The following is a 23,280-nucleotide window of genomic DNA, read 5'->3' on the forward strand; positions in this document are numbered from 1 at the left end:
CTGCAAAATTGACTGGAAACTGCCATGGACATCCTTTTCGACCTGCCCTTGATCACCAAGCGTCGCGAACGCGCGATGCGCCGGGCTGTGGCGGGCGCCGATTTTCTGATCGAGATTGCCGGACGCGAACTGGCCGAGCGGCTCTCGGTGGTGGAGCGGCATTTCGAAATGGGCGTCGAACTGCATGGCGGTACAGGCGCCACCGCCCGTCATGCGCTTGAGACCGGCCGGGTGGGCGAGATCCGCCGCTTGGAAACCGGCCCCTCCTTCGAAAGCACCGACATGCCTGTAATCTCGGCGCACCTTGAAGACGTGCCGCTTGAAGAACAGTCGGTCAATCTCGTGCTCTCGCCGCTGTCGTTGCATCTCACCAATGATACGCCGGGCATGCTGATCCGCATCCGCCGGGCGTTGAAGCCGGACGGGCTGTTTCTGGCAGCCATTCCGGGTGCCGGAACGCTCGGTGAGTTGCGCGATGTACTGCTGTCTGCCGAAGCCGAGATTTTCGGTGGCGCCAGCCCGCGGGTTATCCCCTTTCCCGATGTGCGCGACATTGGGGCGCTGCTGCAACGGGCGGGCTTTGCCCTGCCGGTTGTCGATGCCGACAGTTTCACGGTTCGCTATGACAGCCTGTTTGATCTGATGCGGGACCTGCGCGCCATGGGCATGACGAACCCGCTGGTGGGCCGCAGCCGCAAGCCGCTGACACGGGCGTTTTTCCTGCGCGCGGCGGAAATCTATGCCGAACGCTACAGCGATCCAGACGGTCGTATTCGCGCGACCTTTTCGATCGTCTATGTGTCTGGATGGGCACCGCATGAAAGCCAGCAGAAGCCGCTGAAGCCCGGTTCGGCCAAGATGCGGCTTGCCGATGCGCTGAGGGTCGAGCCGACAGCGGACGATGCGCAATAACCAGAGTTAGTTGGGAGCGATCGCGACCGATAGCGTATTGAACGTGTTTTGCAGCGCTCCACCGAAGCCACCGAGGCCGACGATCAGCGCAGCGGAGATCAGTCCGGCCAGAATTCCGTATTCTACAGCCGTCGCACCGGTCGAGTCGGAAAGAAAATCAAGCAGCTTCTTCATTGTCTTCCTTCGTCTGCAAACGGCAGCGGTGCCTCTTTGATCAGCAGGGACTGTCCGCGTCATAGCCCTGCACGATGCAGATCGAGCCGGGGCTATCCTGCAGCACGCTGCGGCGGATCGTATAATGCTTGGTGCCCTTTGTATCGTCCGATTTGATCGATCCGGTGGTGAGCGTATCAAACTCTTCCTGGACATGGGCCAGATGGCGCGAATCGGTACGATCCGCCAGCATCGGCGTGACGATCAGCGACAACGCGATCGCGGCAGTGCCAAACAGAAGTGCGATATTGAGAACGCCGGTCTTGCCCGACCTGACCGTTGCCCTTTGCTGGGCACGAACAGTCTTCCAGAATTCGTCGTCCATGGGAGCCTCGTTACGCAGACAGATTTCCGAAGCCTCATATTGAAGCAATCTTTTAAACGATCTGTTAACGCCAACGCATGAAGCTGCTGCGCTCCGAGAGGCTGTGAATTGTTCAGAGAAGATCCTGCAGGAAGGGAATGAGCGGCTCATCGGCCGGTGGCATGGGATAATCGCGCAGCGCCGAAGGCCGCACCCATTTGAGCGCCTGGCCCTCCTGGCCCCTCGGGATACCTTCATAGCGACGGCATACATAAAGCGGCATCAGCAGATGAAAGGTCTCATAGGTGTGGCTGGCAAAGGTCAGAGGTGCAAGGCAGGCCACTTTGGTGGCAATGCCAAGCTCCTCTTCCAGCTCGCGCACCAGCGTTTCTTCCGGCGTTTCGCCGGGCTCCACCTTGCCGCCCGGAAACTCCCAGAGCCCGGCCAGGCTCTTACCCTCCGGACGCTGCGCCAGAAGAATGCGCCCATCAGTATCGATGAGCGCGCAGGCGGCGACCAGCAGGATTTTCCGGTCGGAACTCATGCCGCATCCCCCTGACGCCAATAGTGATAACGATAGGCTTCGCGAAACCCGAACTTGCGGTAAAGCGAAAGCGCCGGCTCGTTTTCCACATGCACCTGCAACCAGGCTGTGCGTGCGCCGCTGATGCGGGCCCAGCGAAGCGCTGCCGTCAGGAGTTCGGTGCCCGCTCCCTGCCTGCGACGCTCGCGCGCCACGGCAAAGGAGAGAATGCCGGCCAGATCATTGTCCTGCACGCACAGCGTTACCGCCTGCGGGCCCTCGCCTGGATTTTCCGCAATGAACAGTCCGGTTGCCGGCTTGATCGCCGTGAGGATCTCGGCCAGTGCCGGCTTGATCGCCGGATCTTCCTCATGCACGGCAAGCGAGGCATCAATGTAGCGGCCGATATCATGGCTCGGCAGATGCCCCAGTGTGTCGGGAAGCTCCAGCCCGGTCAGATCCGCCGTCATCACCGAGACGCTCTCGAACGCCTGCCAGCCCTCGCCGGCCAAAGCCTGCAGAAGCAGCTTTGGTGCCAGAGGCGTTTCGCGCACCAAAAGCTCCCGGCCATAATGCTCGAAACGCTTGCGGGCCTTTTCGATCCGGATCGCAATATCGCGGTGGTCTGAGGGATCGAGTGGCACGACACAGTTCAGCCGCTTGGACGGATGCCCACCGGTCAGCCGGATCTGCCAGCTGCCATCATAGACCACGGAGGCCGCCGGCCAGGCGCGAAAGCCCACGGCTTCCAGTCGCCGCACCTGCGGCAGATCGCCGTGGGAAGAAAATGCCTGCATCAAAAGATCAGCTCCGGTAATCGCCATTGATGGCGACATATTCCTTCGTGAGGTCGCATGTCCAGACTGTAGCACAGCCCTCGCCCAGACCGATATCGACACGCACAGGAATATCCTCCTGCTGCATGACCGCCGTGGCCGCCGCCTCCGAATAGCCCGCGTCGCGTTCACCATTGACGGCGACGCGCACATCGCCGAACCAGATTGCCAGCAGGTCGCGGTCGGCCATTTCGCCGGACTTGCCAACAGCCATGACGATACGGCCCCAATTGGCATCTTCGCCGGCAACTGCCGTCTTGACCAGCGGCGAATTGGCGATGGACAGCGCGATGCGCTTGGCGGCCAAATCGGTTTCGGCGCCGGTCACGGTCACTTCCACCATTTTGCGCGCGCCTTCGCCGTCACGCACCACCTGCAGCGCCAGATCCTTGAGGAGATCGTTGAGTGCGGCCCTGAAAGACGAAAGACGCGGATCCTCGGCGGTTTCGACGCGAACCTGGCCTTCGGCTTTGCCCGTCGCAAACAGAAGAAGCGTGTCGGACGTCGACGTATCGCTATCCACAGTGACCGAATTGAAGGTGGGGCCAACGCCCGCCGACAAGAGAGCCTGCAGCGCGGCGGGCGCAATATCGGCATCGGTTGCCACGAAGGACAGCATGGTCGCCATGTCCGGCGCGATCATGCCTGCACCCTTGGCGATACCGTTGATCGTCACCGTTACGCCGCCGATTTCGGCGGTCCGGGTCGCAACCTTCGGATAGGTATCGGTGGTCATGATGGCCTTGGCGGCCTCCAGCCAGAAATCGCCCTTGGCGCCCTCATGCATCTCGCCCAGCACGCCGGCAAATTTCGTCGCATCCAACGGCTCGCCGATCACACCGGTGGAGGCAAGGAAGATCTCGCCCATGTCGCAGCCGACAGCCTCAGAGGCAGATTTCGCCGTCAGTTCCGTCGCCGCCCGACCCTTGACGCCGGTAAAGGCATTGGCATTGCCGGAATTGACCACAACCGCCCGTGCGCGGCCATTGCCAAGATTGGCGCGGCAGAAATCCACCGGTGCCGACGGGCATTTCGAACGGGTGAAGACGCCGGCAACAGATGCCGGTTCATCAAACACCATCAACAGTACATCGGTGCGGTTCTTGTACTTGATGCCGGCGGCAGCGGTTGCCATGCGCAGTCCGCGAAGGACCGGCATGTCGGGATAGGACTTCGGGGCAAGGGGAGAAACGGTTGCGGACATGGACTTGGACCCTGGACAGAAAAAGGCCCGCAAATGCGGGCCTGAGATTGAGGATGAAGCGCGCTTACTCGCTCTTGGTCAGCTCGTCATAGCCCTTGCGCAGGGTCTCGTCGACGATCTCTACCTTCTGCTCAGCCTTCGCGCCGTCGATGATGGCAGAATACTTCTCCTGCATGACGATCTGACGAACCTGCGGTTCGACCTGTTCGAAAGCCGGCGGCTGAGCGTCACGCTTGTCTTCGACCTTGATCACATGGAAGCCGAACTGCGACTTGACCGGGGTCTTGGTATAGGCGCCCTTGGCCAGCGAGAAGGCTGCTTCTTCGAATTCCGGAACCATGCGGCCCTTGGTGAAATAGCCAAGATCGCCGCCTTCAGACTTGCTGGTGTCTTCCGACTTTTCCTTGGCCAGTTCAACGAAGTCCTTGCCTTCATCCAGCTGCTTGATGATGGCCTTGGCTTCTTCCTCAGTCTTTACCAGGATGTGGCGGGCACGCACTTCCTCTTCCTTCGGCAGGGCTGCAACTTCCTTGTCGTAGCGCGCCTTCACTTCTTCCGGCTTCAGCTTGTCGAACTGGTCGCGCAGATAGGCATTGTGCAACTCGCGCTCCTGGAGCGCCGCCATGCGCTTCTTGAAGTCGTCACTGTTCTGCAGACCGGCCTCTTCAGCCTTCTTGGCCACCAGCTTGATATCGATGATCTGCGACAGGGCGGCAATCTTCTTCTGCTCCTCCGGCATCTGCTGGTACTGAGCGCTCAGATTGGTGATGGCAACATCAAGATCGGCCTGGCGGATTTCAACCGCGCCAACCTTGGCGACCACAGCATCTTCCTGGGCATAGACGGGTGCCTGGAAGGAAACAGCTGCGGCAAGGGCGGCAGCTGCGAGGAGTTTGTGGCGAAACATTCAGGAACTACCTTTCGAATTGGGCACCAGTCTCGGTTCAAGCGAGCCCGGCCGGAACACTCTCAGAAACACCGGATTGTGGCCATTCTGTATCGGCCGGAACCGTTGACATCATTCGACCCCCCTCTTATCTGTCACGCTACTTCGCGTCCAGAAGAGTTTCCGGGCGGGTCTGCCAAATTGCCTGTGTAAAACCGGAGCAAGGAACCCACCTCGAAGACTCACATAAGTGATGGTACATCAGTTCAGAAAGGACCATTCTCATGGTCAGCTTCGGTGGGATAGCCCGCAAGATCTTCGGTTCGTCCAATGACCGCCGCGTGCGTGGCTACCGCACGCATGTCGAAAAGATCGGTGCACTGGAAGAGAGCATCAAGTCTTTGTCCGACGAGGCGCTCGCGGCAAAGACCGTAGAATTCCGCCAGCAGTTGGCCAATGGAAAGAGCCTGGACGATCTGTTGATCCCGGCATTCGCCGTTGTGCGTGAGGCGTCAAGGCGGGTTCTCGGCATGCGCCCCTTCGACGTGCAGCTGACCGGCGGCATGATCCTCAACGATGGCGCGATCGCCGAAATGAAGACCGGCGAAGGCAAGACGCTGGTGGGAACCCTGCCCGTCTATCTGAACGCCCTGCCGGGCAAGGGCGTGCATGTCGTGACGGTGAACGACTATCTCGCCCAGCGCGACGCCGCCACCATGAGCCGGCTGTACGGATTCCTCGGCCTGACCACTGGAGTCATCGTGCATGGCCTGGACGACGAGCAGCGCCGCGCGGCCTATGCCTGCGACATCACCTATGCGACAAACAACGAGCTTGGCTTCGATTACCTGCGCGACAACATGAAATATGACCGCGGCCAGATGGTGCAGCGCGGCCATAATTTCGCGATCGTCGATGAAGTGGATTCCATCCTCGTCGATGAAGCGCGCACGCCGCTGATCATTTCCGGTCCGCTCGACGACCGCTCCGAATTGTACAATACGATCGATGCCTTCATTCCGGTTCTGACGCCGGACGACTACGAGATTGACGAGAAGCAGCGTTCGGCCAACTTCTCGGAAACCGGCACGGAAAAGCTGGAAAACCTGCTGCGGGCTGCCGGCCTGTTGAAGGGTGAATCGCTCTACGACGTGGAAAACGTTGCGATCGTTCACCACATCAACAACGCGCTGAAGGCCAACAAGCTGTTCCAGCGTGACAAGGACTACATCGTCCGCAACAACGAGATTGTCATCATCGACGAGTTTACCGGCCGCATGATGCCCGGCCGCCGGTATTCGGAAGGCCAGCACCAGGCTCTGGAAGCCAAGGAAAAGGTACAGATCCAGCCGGAAAACCAGACGCTCTCCTCGATCACCTTCCAGAACTATTTCCGCATGTATGCAAAGCTTGCCGGCATGACCGGTACGGCCTCCACCGAAGCGGAAGAATTCTCCAACATCTATAGCCTCGATGTTGTCGAGGTGCCGACCAACCTGCCGATCCAGCGTATCGACGAGGACGACGAGGTCTATCGGTCGGGCGAAGAGAAGTTCAAGGCAATCATCGAAGAAATCAAGGTTGCCCATGCGCGCAACCAGCCGGTGCTGGTCGGCACAACATCGATCGAGAAGTCCGAACTGCTGGCCACTATGCTGCGCCAGTCCGGCTTTACCAATTTCAGCGTTCTGAACGCCCGCTATCACGAGCAGGAAGCCTATATCGTTTCGCAGGCCGGCGTGCCGGGTGCCGTCACCATCGCCACGAACATGGCGGGCCGCGGCACCGACATCCAGCTCGGCGGCAATATCGACATGCGCCTGGAGCGCGAACTGGAGGGCATGGAGCCCGGCCCGGAACGCGACGCCAAGGAAGCGGCCATCCGCGCCGACGTGAAGGAACTGAAGGCCAAGGCGCTGGCCGCCGGCGGCCTCTTTGTCATCGCCACCGAACGCCATGAGAGCCGCCGCATCGACAACCAGCTGCGTGGACGCTCCGGCCGTCAGGGCGACCCTGGCCGCTCGAAATTCTACCTGTCGCTGCAGGACGACCTGATGCGGATCTTCGGCTCCGACCGCATGGACGGCATGCTGCAGAAGCTTGGCCTGAAGGAAGGTGAAGCGATCGTCCATCCCTGGATCAACAAGGCTCTGGAACGCGCGCAGAAGAAGGTTGAAGCCCGCAATTTCGACACCCGCAAGAACCTTCTGAAATATGACGATGTCACCAATGACCAGCGCAAGGTGATCTTCGAACAGCGCATCGAACTTATGGACGCGACGGATCTGACGGAAACCGTCACCGACATGCGCCATGAAGTCATCGACATGCTGGTGACCAAGCATATTCCTGAGCGCGCCTATGCCGAGCAATGGGATGCGGCTGGCCTGAAGGAAGGCCTCGAACGCCTGCTGAACCTCAACCTGCCCGTCGAGGACTGGGTCAAGGAAGAAGGCATTGCCGAGGACGATATCCGCGAGCGGATCGTCGAAGTCGCCGATGCCGCCGCCAAGGATCGCGCCGAACGCTTCGGGCCAGAGATCATGACTTATGTGGAACGCTCCATCCTTCTGCAAACGCTCGACAATCTGTGGCGCGAGCATATCGTCAATCTCGATCACCTGCGCTCCGTTGTCGGTTTCCGCGGCTATGCCCAGCGCGATCCGCTTCAGGAATACAAGGCGGAAGCTTTCGAGCTGTTCCAGGCACTTCTGGCCAACCTGCGCGAAGTGGTCACCGCCCAGTTGATGCGCGTCGAACTTGTGCGCGATGCGCCGCCGGCACCTGAGCCGCCGCCGATCATGCAGGCCCATCACATTGATGCAACCACCGGCGAAGATGAATTCGGCCAGCCGATCGGCTATCCGGTCGCCGCTGCGGAAAACCGCGATCCGGCAGACCAGGAGACCTGGGGCAAGGTTGGCCGCAACGAGCCGTGCCCTTGCGGTTCCGGAAAGAAGTACAAGCACTGCCACGGCGCATTCGAAGCCGTCTGACGCCAAGTTTTTCACGCCATCAAGGGCCGTATCTCGAAAGGGGTACGGTCTTTTCATTTGGCCGATCCGCCCGTTTGACTTGCAACTGACCACCGACAGGCAATCGTTTCTTAACCGTAGCCAACGCATAGTGGCGGCCTTGTTCTTGCGTCACTGCGAGTAAGGCGTGCCTGACATGACAGTCATCGAAACGGCGGAGAAATTTCTCCCGCTCAGCCTCCGGATTCGGCTTGCGCCGATGATCCGCAGGCTTGCGCCCGTTTTGTCGGGTGCAGACGAAACCTCGCGTGCGCAGCGCATGGCACTGATCGCCTTTGCCATCCGAATCATCAGCGCCGCCATTGCCTTCATCTCGCAGATCGTCCTGGCACGCCTGATGGGTGAATTCGAATACGGCATTTTTGCCTTTGTCTGGGTGCTGGTCGTCGTCTTCGGCAATCTCTCCTGCCTCGGTTTCCACACCGCCGTCATCCGCTTCCTGCCCTTGCACGAAACACGCGGCGAACATGAACTGGTGCGCGGGTTGAACTGGACGGCACGGGTATTTGCCCTGCTTTGCGCCAGCATTCTGGCCGTCTCGGGCTATGCCTTCCTGCAGGTGTTTGACCATATCGTGCCGGACTACTGGATGGTGCCGGTCTTCCTCGGCCTCATTACCCTGCCGATGATTGCGCTGGGCGATGTACTGGACGGCACGGCGCGCGCCAATGGCTGGGCTGTCACCGCCATGAGCCCAACCTATATCATGCGGCCGCTGCTGATCCTGGCGCTGATGCTGCTGGCCATCTGGTGGGGTGCACCGCGCGGCGCCCGCACCGCCATGGAGGCGGCCCTTGTCGCCACCTATATCACCACGCTCCTGCAATTCTTGCGAGTGACCTGGCGGCTGCGCCGGCATCTGGGGCCTGGCCGGCTTGCCTTCGATATTCGCCCGTGGACGCGCTTTGCCCTGCCGCTTTTTCTCGTTGACGGTATCGGCTTTCTGCTGACCAATTCCGACGTGGTGGTGGTTGGCCTCTATCTGCCACCGGATCAGGTGGCCATCTATTTTGCTGCTGCCAAAACCATAGCGCTTGTGCAATTTGTCTATTTTTCCGTGAAGGCTGCGGCTGCGCCGCGCTTTTCGACCATCATTGCCAAGGACGACCGCCAGGAATTGACCGAATTTGCCGGCCAGGCGGCACGGTGGACGTTCTGGCCCGCCCTCGTCGTGGGCCTGACCGTGCTTGCAGCGGGCAATCTGCTGCTGTCGCTGTTTGGCTCAGCTTTCACCGAGGGCTACCCGCTGATGGTGATCCTGTTTGCCGGCATTCTGGCCAAGGCCTCTGTTGGACCCGGCGAGATCCTGCTCAACATGGCAGGGCGGCAGAAGCTCTGCGTCATCCTCTACGGTTTCATCCTCATTTCCAGCATTGCCCTCAACATGCTGCTCATTCCACGCTTCGGCCTCTTTGGTGCCGCAACGGCAACCGCCGCCGCCATGATGATCGAAGCGATCCTTCTTCATATTGCCGTGCGCCGCACGCTGGGCATCGTGATCTTTGCCTTTGCGCGGCCAATGCCGGCATCATCGCATGAAAGGCAGGACGATCATGGTTGAGCTTCCGCCACGCGCAGCCTCGCTGCTGGACCCGGCCGCGATACCGCCCGCTCTGCCCGCCGAACGGATGCCGGTCGAGATCCCGGACGCGCCGCTGAAACTGGCCGTCGGGCGTCCGGGCCGCAGCCTGTCGGTCTATCCGGCTAGCATGGGCTATGACCTGCAGGAGGAACTCGACTTCCTGTCCAACAGGGCGATGGAGCCGAACATTTTCTTTACCGGGCGAATGCTGGCGCCCGCCATGCCGCGCGTCGAGGATCGGCAGGTGCAACTCGCCCTTATCCGCGACCAGTCCGATCGCTATGGCCGCATGCGGTTGCTGATGCCGTTCTCGCAGGAAAAACCCGGTTTCTCGATAGGGGCTGCCTCGATCATCCGGGTCTGGGCCAATCCCTTCGGTCCGCTCGGCACGCCGCTGGTCGATGCCGAAGATGCAGCTGAGACTCTCGACAATCTGTTGGAGGTTCTGGGAAGTCGTGAAGCGCGCCTGCCCAAGGTGCTCGTTATGCCTGACCTGCGGTTCGGCGGCCGTTTCGCGCAGTTGATGCGCGCTGTGGCACTTGCCCGCAATCTGCCGGTCACGATTACCGGCACCTATCAGCGCCCCATGCTGGAAAGCCCTCTCGACGGTGGCACCTATCTGAAACAGGCGGTTTCCCCGCACCATTTGCGGGAAATGGGCCGTCAATGGCGCAGGCTTGCCGCCGATGGCCCACTCACTTACGAGGTTGCCCGCCAGCCGGCCGATATAAGGCGCCGCGCGGAAGAGTTTCTGGCGCTTGAGGCCAAGGGCTGGAAGGGTCGCAAGCGTTCCGCGCTTATCAATGACCGTTACCGAGCAGCCTTTGCCCGCGAGGCCATCGGCAATCTGGCGGAAGCCGATGCTGTGCGCATCCACACAATCGACTACAAGGGCAAGGCGATCGCCTCACTGGTCGTGTTCGTCATGGCCGGCGAAGCCTATACTTGGAAGACAGCCTATGATGAGGAGTTCTCGCGCTTCTCGCCCGGCAAGCTGCTGATGATGAAGCTGACTGACTGGCATCTTGATGACGCCAATATCACGCGCTCCGACAGTTGCGCCGTGCCGGATCATCCGATCATGAGCCGGTTCTGGAGCGAACGAGAGGAGATGGGAACGCTCGTCATCGGCCTTACCGAAGCTGGCGATCGCGACGTGCGCCAGGTGGCAGCACAACTCCACCTCTACCGCAACACCCGCAACATGGCCCGCATCCTGCGCGAAAAGATCATGGGCCTGGCCGGACGAGAGGGGTAAGACAGGAAGCCGGCGCGCAAAAGTCTCCTCACAGCAGCTGCGAGAGCCCCCAGAGCACGAGCGTCCATATCGTGATCGACACGACGATGCTTGCCAGAAGATATCGAAATCGCTTTGTCATCAGACCTGGATAACCCAGAACAGGCCAGTCTTTGGTCCCACAGACGATCAAAGCTGAACAATCCTATGCCAATTTACAGCAATTCCGATTGGAACGCGCCTTTGTGAAACACAAAGTTCGTGGCCATATCACGGCAGAGGACCGATTTCACGACACGGATCGCAAGTCTCCTTGGCTTGCGTCTGACTTCAAAATGCCACGACTACCCGTGATGCGTGCGTTGCGTGCCATCGGTCAATGAATGCTGGCCATACAGCTGATTGCCGCCATCGGTCGATGGCCTCAAGGCAGCTGTTTCCACGTGGATGAACACTGCCCAGATTCCAAGAGACAGAATGGCACTTGCCAGCCAGACTTTGCCGCGACCCGTCATGATGAATTCCTTCTCCGCAAGACGATGAGAGACCTTTCGACGACCTTTGTGCCGAAGATCCGGTAATTCGAGACATTTTCATGGCGCATTTGGCGCAAGCCCACCCATTCACGATCAAGTGACATCGGGCCGCGAACGGACCTCCTCATCCCAAGAACCCACGTCCCCAACTCCCAATTGCACAAATGCCACATTTGGAGACAGTGTTAACTATTCATTCATTATAAGGATGACTCGCAAGTCGCTTTGGAGTAAAGATCAGGAAACTAAGGCGTTTTGTGTGGGTTGGTGGAAAATGAGCCTAATTGCTAATCAAAATTCTGCTGACAATTTAGTCTACACGAGCTCAAAAGCAGCAAGCTCGGAATATAGTCCTTTGACATTCCCCGACACGGCACAGTCTGCGATCCTGTCGTCTTTAGCCAAGCGAAGCTTCGATATCGTATTCTCCGCAGCTATATTGGTTCTTTTGCTGCCCGTGCTGCTGCTGATAGCGCTTTCAATCAAACTGGAAAGCCGCGGTCCGGTGCTGTTTCGCCAGACGCGATGGGGGCGCGATCAGAAATTGATCGTGATTTACAAGTTCCGATCCATGCGTCAGGACCTTTGCGATCATTCTGGGGTCACACAGACAACGGTCGAGGATCCGCGAATTACGCGTGTGGGCGCATTTTTGCGGAAAACCAGCCTTGATGAACTGCCGCAGTTCATCAATGTGCTGAAAGGTGACTTGTCTGTCGTTGGACCACGGTGCCATGCCATAGGCATGTTTGCCGGTGGTCAGCGTTACGAGGATCTCGTTCCGGAGTATCATCAGCGACATACCGTGCGGCCGGGCATTACGGGCCTTGCGCAGGTGCGTGGTTGGCGCGGCCCAACGACCGACCCGGTTCACGCTCGGGCACGCATCGTCAGCGACCTTTACTATATCAAAAACTATAGTTTCCTGCTGGATATGAAGATCGTCATCGCAACGATCAAGAATGAGATGAGCGGCGGCACGGGGCTCTGATTCGACCTCGAAACGCCAGCTGCAAACCAGCAGCCGCCTTCATTGCAACCGGTTCAGTCGGCTTCCAAACACATTCCTGCAACAGAACAACTCTCCCAGCTTTGCTCAGGATTGATGCAATCGAGTGCAACGCGATAAATCCGTGCATGCGTCTTGCAATCGTGGACGAGAATCCCATTTCCTACTCAGTGGCAGCCATTGTACGGGCACTGCCATTTTCGGGGCGGCACGCACCCTGGCCCCAATGAAGGAGGACATCATGTCTTCCGGCGAAGCTTCAAAGTCCATCTATCCTGTCTGGCCCGATCTTACACGCAACGCCCCGCATGGCGCATGCCTGCGTCATGTCACAGCTGGTCCTGGCCTCAAGCGTAACGTTGTGCGTTTTGCAACCACACGCTTCCAGCAGCGGCCACGCTCGACCGTCATGGTGCGGCAATATCCCGGCATCGGAGGGTTTCAGTCTTGACCCTTTCCTTCCCCAATCCTGCCAGAAGCTATGATGAAAGCCGCCGCCGAGTTCGGTTCCTTGGCCATGACGGATTAATGCAGATCCGCTTCTTCCTGCCGGTGGAAATCCTCGCCGCGGACCTTTCGTCGCGCACCCCCACCGAGGCCGACTACCTCTCGGCGTTTGATGGCATGCGCAAACGCATCTTCGAAATTGCCCAGAAGACCTATGCGTCAAAGCAAAAAGACATGATCGAACTTGATCCGCGCAGTTTTGGCCGCACCGCCTGATCTGCGGACCTTCGTCCGTGGTCCTCGCGCGGCCAGGACATGGTATTTTAAGGGGACTGGCTGGCTGACGGATCGGTTGAAAGCCGGAACGCGGCCCTTCTGCCGTGACGCACCATTGCGCATGCACCGAATGCCCAGACACGGGCCGCAAACGCCATCGCCCGTCCGCTACGGCGCTCCTGCCACTCCAGATCAAGGAAGTTTGCTCGATGTTTACCAGATCCAAGACGCGCACAGTGCATTTCCAACGTCCGTTCACGCTTTCAGGCCTCGGCGGCATGCAGCCACCGGGCGATTACCAGGTGCAGGACGATGAAGAACAGATCCCCGGCATTGCCTGGCTCGCCTATCGGCGCGTGGCAACCCTGATCGATATCATCTCCGGCCCAACGATCAGCCGGGTCGCGATAGACAATGCCGATCTGCAGGCCGCGATCGACAAGGATCGGGCCATACCGTTCACCCGCGTAACCTAGCGCTTCTATTCCAGCATTTCATAGAAGAGCGATCGCCAAGCGGGCGTCAGATGTCAAATTCATTCCACGAACCGTGCCTGAATACAGGCCTGTCGGCAAAGCAAAGGAACTTTAATGCCTCCTCATCGGTTCTCTATCGGCCAGCTTGTCCGCCTCACCAAAAATCGCCTGCTCTCGCGACCGGCCAACCAGACCTATACGATCCAGGCGCCACTACCCTGGCAGGGCGATCAACCGCAGTACCGACTGCGCGATGCGCAGTCCAACCAGGAGCGCGTCGCGCTGGAGCAGGATCTCGAGCGGATCAATCTGATCTGAACTCCGGTTCACACCGGATCTGCTATGCCCGGCCACCGGCATCCCGCCGTTGAAGGGCGCGACCGTCCTTAAAGGGGAATTCTGATGACAAAGACCAAGCGCATCGCGTTTATCGGCAATTCCCTTCCCCGACAGTGTGGTATCGCCACCTTCACGACAGATCTCAGCCAAGCCATGTCCAACCCGGCACAAGGGGTGGAAACGCGCATCGTCGCGATGACCGATCGCAAATTGAACTACGACTATCCGCAGAATGTAGTGTTTGAAATCCGCGATGGCGAGATCGAGGACTATGTCACCGCAGCTCGCATCCTCAATAGCGGCGATTACCGGGCCGTGTCACTGCAACATGAGTTCGGTATCTTCGGCGGCCCGGACGGAGAGTTCATCCTCACCCTGCTGTCGCACCTGCGCCTTCCCGTCGTGACGACATTTCACACCATTCTGGCAGAACCGACACCCTCGCAAAAGAAAGTGCTGCAGAAGGTGGCAGCTGCATCAAGCCGCGTGGTGGTGATGGCCGACAAGGGGCGTGAGTTTCTGGAAAGCGTCTATGGCGTGGACCCCGGCAAGATCGACATCATCGCCCATGGCATTCCAGACAGAGCCTTTCACGACCCCGAGCGTGCCAAAGGCAAGATGGGCTATAGTGGCCACCCGGTCATTCTGACCTTCGGTCTTCTTTCGCCAAACAAAGGCATCGAGGTGGTGATCGACGCCATGCCGGCCATCCTGGAAGCGCAGCCGAACGCGCTGTACATCGTACTGGGCGCCACGCATCCCAACCTCTTGCGGCAGGAGAAGGAGGCCTATCGCGACAGCCTGCGGGCTCGGGCCGAGCAACTGGGGGTCGAACAGTCCGTCATCTTCCTCAATCAATTCGTCGATGTGCCGACGCTTCTCGATTTCATTGCCTTGTGCGATGTCTATGTAACACCCTATCTCGATGAGGCACAGATGACCTCCGGCACGCTGGCCTACAGTTTCGGCATGGGCAGCGCGGTAGTCTCGACACCCTATTGGCATGCACGCGATCTGCTGGCAGATCAGCGCGGCATTCTGGTGCCATTCGGCGATGCGCAGGCTGCAGGCGACGCGATCTCCCGTCTGCTGAATGACGACGCCTTGCGGTTGGCCATGCGCCAGGCCGCCTTCGAAGCCGGCCGGCTCATGATCTGGTCGCATATCGCCTCGCTCTATTTAAAGAGCATCGAGACGGCACGCGCAGCCTATCGACCGCGTCTCATCAGCGATCTGATGACGCACAGCATGGCGCGCGCGCCGCAGACCACTGCTCTAAAACTCGGCCACTTCCATGTCATGTGCGATGATACCGGCATTTTCCAGCATGCAGTCTATTCCGTGCCAGACCGCACACATGGCTATTGCGTGGACGACAATGCGCGGGCGCTGATCCTTGCCTGCCAACTGGCCGCTGCCGGTGAAACGGGCATTGCCGACCGTATGACTGCATCCTTCGCGGGCTTTATCCAGCATGCCTGGAACCCCGATCGCGAGCGCTTTCGTAACTTCATGAGCTTTGACCGTCGATGGCTGGAAGAAGAGGGGTCCGAAGACAGCCACGGTCGAACCCTTTGGGCGCTCGGGGTATGCGCTGCGTCAGACAGTGACCGGCCGCGCCGCCGCTGGGCAAGCGCCCTGTTTGCGCGCGCCATGTCTGCATCGCGGCAGTTTCGGTCACCCAGAGCCTGGGCCTTCACATTGATCGGGCTTGATGCCTATGCAACGACAAACCACCAGGATGAACGGGCAGCCGAACTGCGCACCGAACTGGCAGAGTGCTTGATGGCACTTCTGCACCAGGTTTCAAACGGTGATCGACACTGGTTCGAAGAAGGCCTGTCCTATGAGAATGCGCGGCTTTGCCAGGCATTGATCACGACCGGCATGGCAACCGGCTCCAGCGAAATGGTGACAGCCGGGCTGCGATCCCTGCGCTGGTTGATGCAGCAGCAGATGGCGCCAGGTGGTCAGTTCCGGCCCATCGGCACGGAAGGGTTTTTCGATGTGGGCGAGCCGCCCAAGATCTTCGACCAGCAGCCGGTGGAGGCAACAGCTACCATATCCGCCTGCCTGGCAGCTTTTGATGCCACGCAGGAAAAGACATGGGCAGAGGCAGCAGCCCGCACCTTCACCTGGTTTACCGGCAGCAATGACCATGGGCTGTCCCTGGTCGACCCGGAAACCGGAAGCTGCCGCGACGGACTGCACCCGGACCGGGCGAATGAAAACCGTGGCGCGGAATCTGTGCTTTGCTACCTGATCTCCTGCCTCGACGTCGGCCGCCTGCAGCGCCTGGCGCAAGCGACGCCGCAACGGGCGGAAATTCGCCAGCTATCCTGAGACGATCAGAATTCTGCAGTGTCCAAACAAAAAGGATCAGCCTTGCCCCATTCGAGCATTCTCAACCGGCAGGCCCTCTATTTAAGGCCCGATCCAACACGGGTTATCGTTCGACCCTTCAAACCCTCAACCGAACCGCGGCACCTCAAACCACGCGACAAAACCCGAGCAAACGAGATTGTCGATCGGGTCCTGACGCTCGACCAGACCGCCACGGCAAACCAGCTGCGGGATATCCTGCACAATTTCGAGGGCAGGCACCGCAATCTCCTGCGCCAGTTTGAACTGCGTGCCGATAGTATGGAGGATGCATTTTGCCACCACCAGCGCTTCAGCCAGCAGGAAAGGCAATTGATCGGCGCCTATTTCATGAACGAATACTCATTCGAATCGGCCGCACTCTTCAACCCGAGCATCGTGCCGCATCCTGACCAGAGCGACGTTGCGGACGGCAACCGACGGGTGATCATCAGTCTCAGAGCCGTGGGAGAAGGTCACATCTCATCGCTGACCTTTCGCTCCGGCATGATAAACACTGACGGTGCCGTGAGCATTGATCCGCCGGTGCAATTGGCCTGCCTGCCCGACATTCACGCCAATGATGGCCTGGCAGCGACAGGCTGCATTGCGTTAAGCTTCAAAAGCGAAAGTGATCTAAGCGAACGGGTCATCTTTCCGGCGACGGAGGCCCAGTCCAATGGAATAGAGGACGCCCGTTTCGTCGCCTTCGAGGATGAGGGAAAGACGGTCTACTTCGCCACCTATACGGCCTATAGCGGCTCATCGATCCGCTCTGAACTTCTGGAAACCCGCGATTTCCTGAATTTTACGCTGACGCCGCTGCGCGGGCCTGCAGCTCGCAACAAGGGCATGGCGCTGTTTCCGCGGCGCATCAACGGACGATATGCCATGATCGCGCGCCAGGACAGCGAAAATCTCTTTCTGCTCTATTCCGATGACCTGCATCACTGGGATGAGGGTCATCTTCTGATGAAGCCGGAATTTGCCTGGCAGTTCGTCCAGATCGGCAATTGTGGATCACCCGTGGAGATCGACGAGGGCTGGCTGCTGTTTACTCATGGTGTTGGTCCCATGCGCCGCTATTCGATCGGGGTGACGCTTCTCGACAAGCAGGATCCCAGCATCATCCTATCGCGCACAGTAGAGCCGCTGCTCCAGCCGGAACCTACAGAGCGGGAGGGCTATGTACCCAATGTCGTCTATTCCTGCGGCGCCATGCGCCATGGCGACCTGATCGCGCTTCCCTATGCCGTATCGGATAGCTATTCCAATTTCACCACCATCCAGATCAATGCACTGCTCAGCTCAATGCGCCCCGTTGGATAGAGTAGTTGAGCGGGTTTCGATCATCGATACTCGGCATAAAGTTACAGTGCCGTCATTTCGCGGATGGACAAGATGACGGCGACCGGATCATAGGGCTTGGCCATGAAGCGAGCCTCGACGGGCAGGAGCGCAACATCAACCTTGCGATGCCCTGACGTCACGATGATCTTGATCGCTGGCCAGCGATCGCGCACGGTTGCCACCAATTTCAACCCGTCAATCCCGCCCGGCATGCCAACATCGGTGAACAGCAACTGGATGGTTTCGTTGGCGATAAGGGCTTCAACCGCCTGCGCGGAGCTAGCGGCTTCGAACACAGTAAACCCGGCCTGTTCCAGATCATCGACAATCCTCATGCTGATCAACGCCACGTCTTCGACAACAAGAATTGGGATGCGTGGATTGCTCATAAAACATTCAATCTATTGTGGACCAGCCTATAGCCGTTTCCGCCGATGCCCTGCCCTTCAGCGTCCGGACCGTTCTCGCACTTGGTTTTGCGCGTAGAATGAAATTCGACACCCGGTATAACTCCCGGAGCGCGAGATCGAGCCATACCAATGCCGTTCACTTGCACTGGTCGATCCTTGACCCGCAGAGGGCATCACCCATTGGTATGTGCGCTGCGGTGGGAGATCGAAACCCTGTTTCCAGGTCCAGCGTCAGTCACGGCGATATTGGCATCCATCTGTTTGCCGAGCGCCTCGACGATCCCGGTTCCGTTGCCTTTCACACTATCGGTCTTCGGCGGCATGCCTATACCGTCACCCTTGACCTGCTGAGTCCAGTCCAGACCTTGGGTGTGAAAGGCAACGGCAATTTTGCCCTTGCGCTGGTTCGGAAAAGCATGTTTCAGCGCATTGATAACAATTTCGCTAAGGACAAGGCGGAGACTGACGGACATGTTGGAATCCGTCACGGTCTTGTCGACATTGAAGGTGATCGCGACTTGTTCGGGATCGTGGATAGACGAAACCCGCAGGCTGTTGCGCAATTGCTCGAAGTAGCTGCGCAGTTCGACATCAACCACGCTTGATGCAACAAGCTGCAGCTGAACAGCAGCTATCGACATGACCCGGCTATGGGCTGACTTCAGATGCGCTCGTGCCTCTTCAGTCTGAACCTTACGCGCGCTTTGCAAGAGAATGCTGGCGATGATCTGCTGGCTGCACCGACGCGCAACTCGCCATCCAACAAAACGATGGGTGCACTGGAAGAGCGCGATACCGGCCAGCGTAAGGCTCAGAGAAGCATCGGGATGCCGCTTCGTGGCAACAGTTGTGGGTGTTGTCCTTCCGACCAAAGGCTCGGGGTGCAAAGCCACTCCTAGGATAGACAAAAGTCAGTTCGCCGCGCGCTCCAATCTGATCAGGCTTCACACTGACATGGAAAGCGCTCGACCATGCGAGAAATCATCCCGCGCGAGGCTCTGGCGGAAATCTCAAGCATAAGAACCGATCCACATTCCGGGTTTCCGATAAAATGTGGTCGCTGCCGGACCAACACCATGTCAGTCAAACGTTATATTCACATTGTGAGTTGCAAGATCAGCAGCAAGGATTTAGCAAACGGCTTGATCCAATTCATGCTGGCCAAATCAACCGCCAAGGACCAATCAGTCCACGTGTGCGGTTGGCACATACATCGAAAGTGAAAATGCTCAGAAAGTTGAGAGCTTTGTTTGCAGGCCGGACGCTCGCGCCGCAGTCAACGCCAAGACGCCGAATTCATCTTGGTGAAGAGCAGCCGTCTTATCCAGTCTACGCGATTGGTGACGTGCATGGCTGCCTTTCCCTGCTCAAGGGCGCTGAGGAGCGTATTGCCGCAGACATCGATAGGCTGGGCAAAAAGGGCTTGGTCGTACTTTTGGGTGACTACGTTGATCGCGGCCCACATTCGGCTGGCGTGATCTCGCATCTCATGGCGCCAAGTGCGTTTGGATTGAAGCGCGTTGCGCTCTGTGGCAATCATGACGACGTTTTCGCCTCTCTTCTCGATCAGCCGGAAAAGATCCCGGATTGGATTTCCTTTGGCGGGCGAGAGACGCTGATGTCCTATGGCATCGATTTTGACCAGTTGCACGATCGCAGGCAGACTGATCCGGCAACGCTGAGCGCAGTCATCCGCGATGCCGTGCCGACAAGCCACATCACCTTCCTGCAAAACATGCCGATCTGCCTTCAGATCGGCAAGTTTCTGTTTGTTCATGCGGGATTGCGCCCCGGCATAGATCTTGACCGACAGAGCGACGAAGACATGATGTGGATTCGCGAACCTTTCCTCACCAATGGACCTGAATTGGCGCTCACCGTCATCCATGGTCATACACCCAGTGTGAAAGCTTCGATCGGTCCGGGACGGATTGGCATTGACACCCAGGCCTATTCGACCGGCGAACTGACGGTCCTTCGGCTTCTCGACGGATCTGCGTCGATCTTGCCCCCATGACAGAGGCCACAATACAAGATGTCGAGGACGGGAACATGTCGGGTGGTACCGAAGAGGTTCATCCGGCAGTGCAATTTTGAGCGGATCTGGCCTTCCACGACGGCAATACCGGCGGTGCGTAGTTGAAAGGAACGCGGTTGATGACTGGGGAACCTATACCAAGTTTCAATCATCGACACTTGGTATAGGTGTGTTTGCCTGTCCCGCTGCTTCAATTCTGGGCAAAATGACAAAGCCGCATGAAGACTGAAAACTGGCCCAACCCAACCGGATCGAAATATGCTACAGCTTTGACGGCAATGACGGGCGGGCGACCCCAGTCTCACCTGTTCTGGATGCGCTAGCATCAAAGGCGACGCCGGCGCGCACCAGAAGGTTCACACGCTCATCCGGCATCAGCGCAGCAAAGGCAGAGGCAGCCTGTTGCTGCGCGGGATTGAGTTTTTTCCAGATGGAAGCAGTATCCCTGACCGGCGCCCACAGCATCAGCGTCTGGAGATCTCGCTCGAAGCTCGTCGCTGCACCCTTCAGCACATAGGGAGACACTCTACCCCATTGGGCAAAACGTGCCTGCAAGGATGCAAGTTCTGCAGGCGCATAAAATTCCGCGTATTCCAGCAGTCGGATCTGCTCATCGGCCGAGCGCCCCAAAAACCAGTTGGCAAAGGCAAGCCGTGACCAGAGCAGGCCATTGGTAGGCTCGCACTTCAAAGCCTTTTGGGCATCATCCGAAAGTTGGTTGAGCGCGACGATCCATGCGTCGCGATTGGTCGCCGGTGTAAATGCATCGGCATACATCACACCCAGTTCCACAGCAGCTTCGATACCACCGGTGGCGCACGAAGACAGAGCGGCAGTCGCAATCTGTCGGCGCGCCTCAATCGTTGCGGGCGGTACAGACGCCTGGCTCGCCGCCCAGGCGCGAAACTGACGCAGTTCCTGCACCTGCGCAGCGGTTCTCAATTCACGAAAAGCGACGACCGAACAGACCGCGCACAGGGAAACCAGAACGGCACAGCCGACGATATTACGCTTTGTCATCGACATAATAACTGCTGTAGCGACCCTGATAATATTCCGAGGAACCGTATTCGCGGTAGAACTTCATGCGCTCGGTATCCACCTTGTTGAGGAAGGCACCCAGGCATTTGTCGGCGACAAGCGGGTCGCTGAGGATCGTATCACGCACGACCTTTCGAGCTGTCCTGCCCCATTCGACGACAACCAAGAAACCATCCACCCGACGAGCCACCACGCGCCCGTCCACCACCGGCCCAATCGGCGGCAGATCGAGAACGACATATTCATACTCGGCACTCAAGGCCTGCAGAAGCTCAGCCATCTTCGCAGATGATAGAAGATCGGCAGAATGCGTGACACGACGACGAACAACTGCCGGCAGGAAGTGCAAGCCGGTGACATCATCCTTCAACACCAGTTCGCTATAGGAACGCCCTTCCAGCAGAACTTCTAGGAAACCCGCTTCAGCATGTTGAGCGATAGAGCGTGTAGCACCGGGATTGCGCAAATCGGCATCGATCAGAATGGTCTTTCCGCTCTGCGCCAGCATTTGTGCCATATTGACCGAGACCGTCGATTTCCCTTCGCTCGGCAGGGTCGAGATGACGCCAATAATCTTGGCCTTCTTCGGCACCCGCACATCGATCGCCAGACGCGCAGCCCGCAGGCTTTCCGCGAAGGAGGACAAGGGATGATCGACGGCTTGCCGGGTAATGCTGCGTCGGAAATCGATCTGACTGGCTGAAACCGCATCATTCCGCGTCGTTGCAAGCGCGGTAATCAGCGGTAGGCTACCAAGAAATTCCAGGCCGAGCACATCACGAATCTGCTCTCCGGTGCGGAAGTAGCGATCGCGGAACTCCCGGAACGCACCAATGCCACCGCCAACGGCTGCTCCAAGCACAATGGACAGCGCCAGCACAAGAGCCTTGCGTGGGCTGCTGGGCACGCTGGGCGGCACCGCCTTGGAGATCACGCGCGCTTCCGTAATTGGAAAGGACTGGCCCTGCGTTGCTTCCTGGTAACGTGTTAGAAACGTCTGGTATAGATTCTTGTAAGTCTCGGACGTTCTTTCCAACTCGCGCAGCTGCACCTGCGTCTCATTGGCAACGACGCTCACGTCGGTTGCGCGCGCCACACCCTCGGTAATGTTGCGCTCACGAGACAAGGAAACCTGGAGCTCGCTCTGGTAGCTTTCTGCAATGCGGCGCAGTTCGCCAAACATCAAGCGCTGGTATTCCGCCATTTCCTGGCGCAAGCGGATAGCCTGGATATGATCGCTGCCAAGACGCTTGGCGATTTCCGACTCGCGCTTTGACGCGTCCAGATACTTCTCACGCAGCGTGTTGATAACCGAACTGTCGAGGGCATCGGTGACCATCGCATCGCTCTGTCCCGAAGCGATGATCTGCTGAATGCGATCATAACGGGCCTGGGCGCGTGCCGTATCGGCGCGTGCCACGATCAGCGCACTGTTCAATTCCGCAAGTTGCTGGTCTGAAACGAGCTTTCCATCCGCTTGAACAAGTCCGTTCTCGGCCCTGAAGCGCTGCACCGCCATGTCCGAGGCAAGCGACTGCCGGCGCAGTTCTTCAATACGCTCCTGCAGCCAGGTACCGGCACGGCGGGTGGCATCATACTTTGCATCGAGCTTGTCGTTCAAATAGGCTTCCGCCAAAGCAGACACGATCGATGCAGACAGACGCGGCGATGTCGACGTAACAGATACTTCCAGCACATAGGAGCGGCCAGTTCTACTGACCGTCAGACTATCCTGAACGATGCCCAGCGCAGATTGTCGCAGCCGTTCCTGGGGATCTAAAATCTGGTCCGCACCGCCGCCAGACATGCCTATGGTCTGGAGAACCGCCTGAATACCATCCTTCACCGGGTTCAGGACGGATTGACCAGACGCCATGAATTCGGCGTTGTCATACAGCTTCAGCTTGTCCACCGCCGCAAGCCCGATGGCCTCGGATTTCAGAAGCTCAACTTGACTCAGTACAGAGGCTTCATCATCGAGAACACCGCCGAATGATGAAAGCTGTTGGGCAATTTCGCTATTGCTGCGGTCAATCAGAATGCTGGTAGACGCCGTGTAACGCGGCACCGCCGTCAAAAGATAAACAACACCCAAAACAACTGCGACGCAGATACAAATAGCAACAACACGCCATTGACGGCGTGCTGCTGCTATAAGCTTATCGATGTCAATCTGACCCGCCTGAAAATCCTCTTCGTCCGGTTCATGGGAACGAGTAAACGAAGATATCTGATTCACGATTGGATTCCATTATCAAAGGTCTA

General features: G+C 58.5%; 22 protein-coding genes. 11 read left to right on the forward strand and 11 right to left on the reverse strand.

Annotated features, from left to right (window positions below; all coding sequences use genetic code 11):
• Positions 1 to 24 precede the first annotated feature (24 nt).
• Positions 25 to 912, forward strand: a complete 888-nt coding sequence (locus E8M77_RS18620; RefSeq protein ID WP_137132130.1) for a methyltransferase domain-containing protein — start codon at positions 25 to 27, stop codon at positions 910 to 912.
• 6 nt (positions 913 to 918) lie between these two features.
• Here E8M77_RS18620 and E8M77_RS18625 read toward each other — a convergent pair whose 3' ends face one another.
• The 6 genes from E8M77_RS18625 to E8M77_RS18650 all read right to left on the reverse strand — a co-directional run bounded on the left by E8M77_RS18625 (position 919) and on the right by E8M77_RS18650 (position 4,899).
• Positions 919 to 1,086: a Flp family type IVb pilin gene (locus E8M77_RS18625; protein WP_137132131.1), complete on the reverse strand. Its 168-nt coding sequence runs from the start codon at positions 1,084 to 1,086 to the stop codon at positions 919 to 921.
• Positions 1,087 to 1,126: 40 nt separating this feature from the next.
• Positions 1,127 to 1,450 (reverse strand): hypothetical protein, encoded by a 324-nt coding sequence (locus tag E8M77_RS18630; RefSeq protein ID WP_137132132.1) that lies wholly within the window; start codon positions 1,448 to 1,450, stop codon positions 1,127 to 1,129.
• Positions 1,451 to 1,562: 112 nt separating this feature from the next.
• Positions 1,563 to 1,973 carry an 8-oxo-dGTP diphosphatase MutT gene (gene mutT / locus E8M77_RS18635; RefSeq protein WP_137132133.1) on the reverse strand — a complete coding sequence of 137 codons (411 nt, stop codon included), beginning with the start codon at positions 1,971 to 1,973 and terminating at the stop codon, positions 1,563 to 1,565.
• Positions 1,970 to 2,776, reverse strand: a complete 807-nt coding sequence (locus E8M77_RS18640; protein ID WP_137132190.1) for a GNAT family N-acetyltransferase — start codon at positions 2,774 to 2,776, stop codon at positions 1,970 to 1,972. The genes mutT and E8M77_RS18640 overlap by 4 nt, the downstream gene beginning before the upstream one ends.
• Entirely contained in the window at positions 2,757 to 3,992 is a 1,236-nt protein-coding gene (argJ, locus tag E8M77_RS18645; RefSeq protein ID WP_137132134.1) for a bifunctional glutamate N-acetyltransferase/amino-acid acetyltransferase ArgJ, read from the reverse strand. Before argJ ends, E8M77_RS18640 begins: the two co-directional genes overlap by 20 nt.
• Before the next feature lie 64 nt (positions 3,993 to 4,056).
• On the reverse strand, positions 4,057 to 4,899 hold the full coding sequence (locus E8M77_RS18650) for a peptidylprolyl isomerase (protein WP_137132135.1): 843 nt from the start codon (positions 4,897 to 4,899) through the stop codon (positions 4,057 to 4,059).
• Between the two features lie 263 nt (positions 4,900 to 5,162).
• Here E8M77_RS18650 and secA point away from each other — a divergent pair, with 263 nt between their 5' ends.
• From secA to E8M77_RS18665, 3 genes are all read left to right on the forward strand, one after another.
• Complete coding sequence (gene secA, locus E8M77_RS18655; protein WP_137132136.1) at positions 5,163 to 7,874, forward strand: preprotein translocase subunit SecA; 2,712 nt, start codon at positions 5,163 to 5,165, stop codon at positions 7,872 to 7,874.
• 175 nt (positions 7,875 to 8,049) lie between these two features.
• Entirely contained in the window at positions 8,050 to 9,474 is a 1,425-nt protein-coding gene (locus E8M77_RS18660) for a lipopolysaccharide biosynthesis protein (protein ID WP_137132137.1), read from the forward strand.
• Positions 9,467 to 10,753, forward strand: coding sequence for a GNAT family N-acetyltransferase (locus tag E8M77_RS18665; protein WP_246659323.1), 1,287 nt, complete (start codon positions 9,467 to 9,469; stop codon positions 10,751 to 10,753). The genes E8M77_RS18660 and E8M77_RS18665 overlap by 8 nt, the downstream gene beginning before the upstream one ends.
• 323 nt (positions 10,754 to 11,076) lie before the next feature.
• On the opposite strand, the gene E8M77_RS23955 is transcribed toward E8M77_RS18665, so the two are convergent.
• Positions 11,077 to 11,247, reverse strand: coding sequence for a hypothetical protein (locus E8M77_RS23955; RefSeq protein ID WP_170975931.1), 171 nt, complete (start codon positions 11,245 to 11,247; stop codon positions 11,077 to 11,079).
• A 295-nt stretch (positions 11,248 to 11,542) separates the two neighbouring features.
• On the opposite strand from E8M77_RS23955, the gene E8M77_RS18670 reads away from it, so the two are divergent.
• The 6 genes from E8M77_RS18670 (at position 11,543) to E8M77_RS18695 (ending at position 17,505) form a co-directional block, all read left to right on the forward strand.
• On the forward strand, positions 11,543 to 12,259 hold the full coding sequence (locus E8M77_RS18670) for a sugar transferase (RefSeq protein ID WP_137132138.1): 717 nt from the start codon (positions 11,543 to 11,545) through the stop codon (positions 12,257 to 12,259).
• 465 nt (positions 12,260 to 12,724) lie between these two features.
• A complete protein-coding gene (locus tag E8M77_RS18675; protein WP_137132139.1) occupies positions 12,725 to 13,000 on the forward strand; it encodes a DUF1488 domain-containing protein in 276 nt (91 codons plus the stop codon).
• 209 nt (positions 13,001 to 13,209) lie between these two features.
• Positions 13,210 to 13,476 carry a hypothetical protein gene (locus E8M77_RS18680; RefSeq protein ID WP_137132140.1) on the forward strand — a complete coding sequence of 89 codons (267 nt, stop codon included), beginning with the start codon at positions 13,210 to 13,212 and terminating at the stop codon, positions 13,474 to 13,476.
• A 114-nt stretch (positions 13,477 to 13,590) separates the two neighbouring features.
• Complete coding sequence (locus E8M77_RS18685; RefSeq protein ID WP_137132141.1) at positions 13,591 to 13,794, forward strand: hypothetical protein; 204 nt, start codon at positions 13,591 to 13,593, stop codon at positions 13,792 to 13,794.
• Between the two features lie 84 nt (positions 13,795 to 13,878).
• Entirely contained in the window at positions 13,879 to 16,158 is a 2,280-nt protein-coding gene (locus E8M77_RS18690) for a glycosyltransferase family 4 protein (protein WP_137132142.1), read from the forward strand.
• 42 nt (positions 16,159 to 16,200) lie between these two features.
• Positions 16,201 to 17,505 (forward strand): glycoside hydrolase family 130 protein, encoded by a 1,305-nt coding sequence (locus E8M77_RS18695; protein WP_137132143.1) that lies wholly within the window; start codon positions 16,201 to 16,203, stop codon positions 17,503 to 17,505.
• A 41-nt stretch (positions 17,506 to 17,546) separates the two neighbouring features.
• Here E8M77_RS18695 and E8M77_RS18700 read toward each other — a convergent pair whose 3' ends face one another.
• Both E8M77_RS18700 and E8M77_RS18705 read right to left on the reverse strand, forming a co-directional pair.
• Complete coding sequence (locus E8M77_RS18700) at positions 17,547 to 17,915, reverse strand: response regulator (protein ID WP_137132144.1); 369 nt, start codon at positions 17,913 to 17,915, stop codon at positions 17,547 to 17,549.
• 194 nt (positions 17,916 to 18,109) lie between these two features.
• A complete protein-coding gene (locus tag E8M77_RS18705) occupies positions 18,110 to 18,823 on the reverse strand; it encodes a sensor histidine kinase (RefSeq protein WP_170975932.1) in 714 nt (237 codons plus the stop codon).
• A gap of 164 nt (positions 18,824 to 18,987) precedes the next feature.
• Here E8M77_RS18705 and E8M77_RS18710 point away from each other — a divergent pair, with 164 nt between their 5' ends.
• Positions 18,988 to 19,953 carry a metallophosphoesterase family protein gene (locus tag E8M77_RS18710; protein WP_137132146.1) on the forward strand — a complete coding sequence of 322 codons (966 nt, stop codon included), beginning with the start codon at positions 18,988 to 18,990 and terminating at the stop codon, positions 19,951 to 19,953.
• A gap of 282 nt (positions 19,954 to 20,235) precedes the next feature.
• Here E8M77_RS18710 and E8M77_RS18715 read toward each other — a convergent pair whose 3' ends face one another.
• Together E8M77_RS18715 and E8M77_RS18720 are read right to left on the reverse strand one after the other, a co-directional pair.
• Positions 20,236 to 21,000, reverse strand: a complete 765-nt coding sequence (locus E8M77_RS18715) for a hypothetical protein (protein ID WP_137132147.1) — start codon at positions 20,998 to 21,000, stop codon at positions 20,236 to 20,238.
• Positions 20,981 to 23,245: a polysaccharide biosynthesis tyrosine autokinase gene (locus E8M77_RS18720; protein WP_246659324.1), complete on the reverse strand. Its 2,265-nt coding sequence runs from the start codon at positions 23,243 to 23,245 to the stop codon at positions 20,981 to 20,983. Before E8M77_RS18720 ends, E8M77_RS18715 begins: the two co-directional genes overlap by 20 nt.
• Positions 23,246 to 23,280 lie beyond the last annotated feature (35 nt).

Source organism: Rhizobium sp. FY34 (assembly GCF_005222845.1).
In the GTDB taxonomy this organism is placed as follows: Bacteria; Pseudomonadota; Alphaproteobacteria; order Rhizobiales; family Rhizobiaceae; genus Neorhizobium.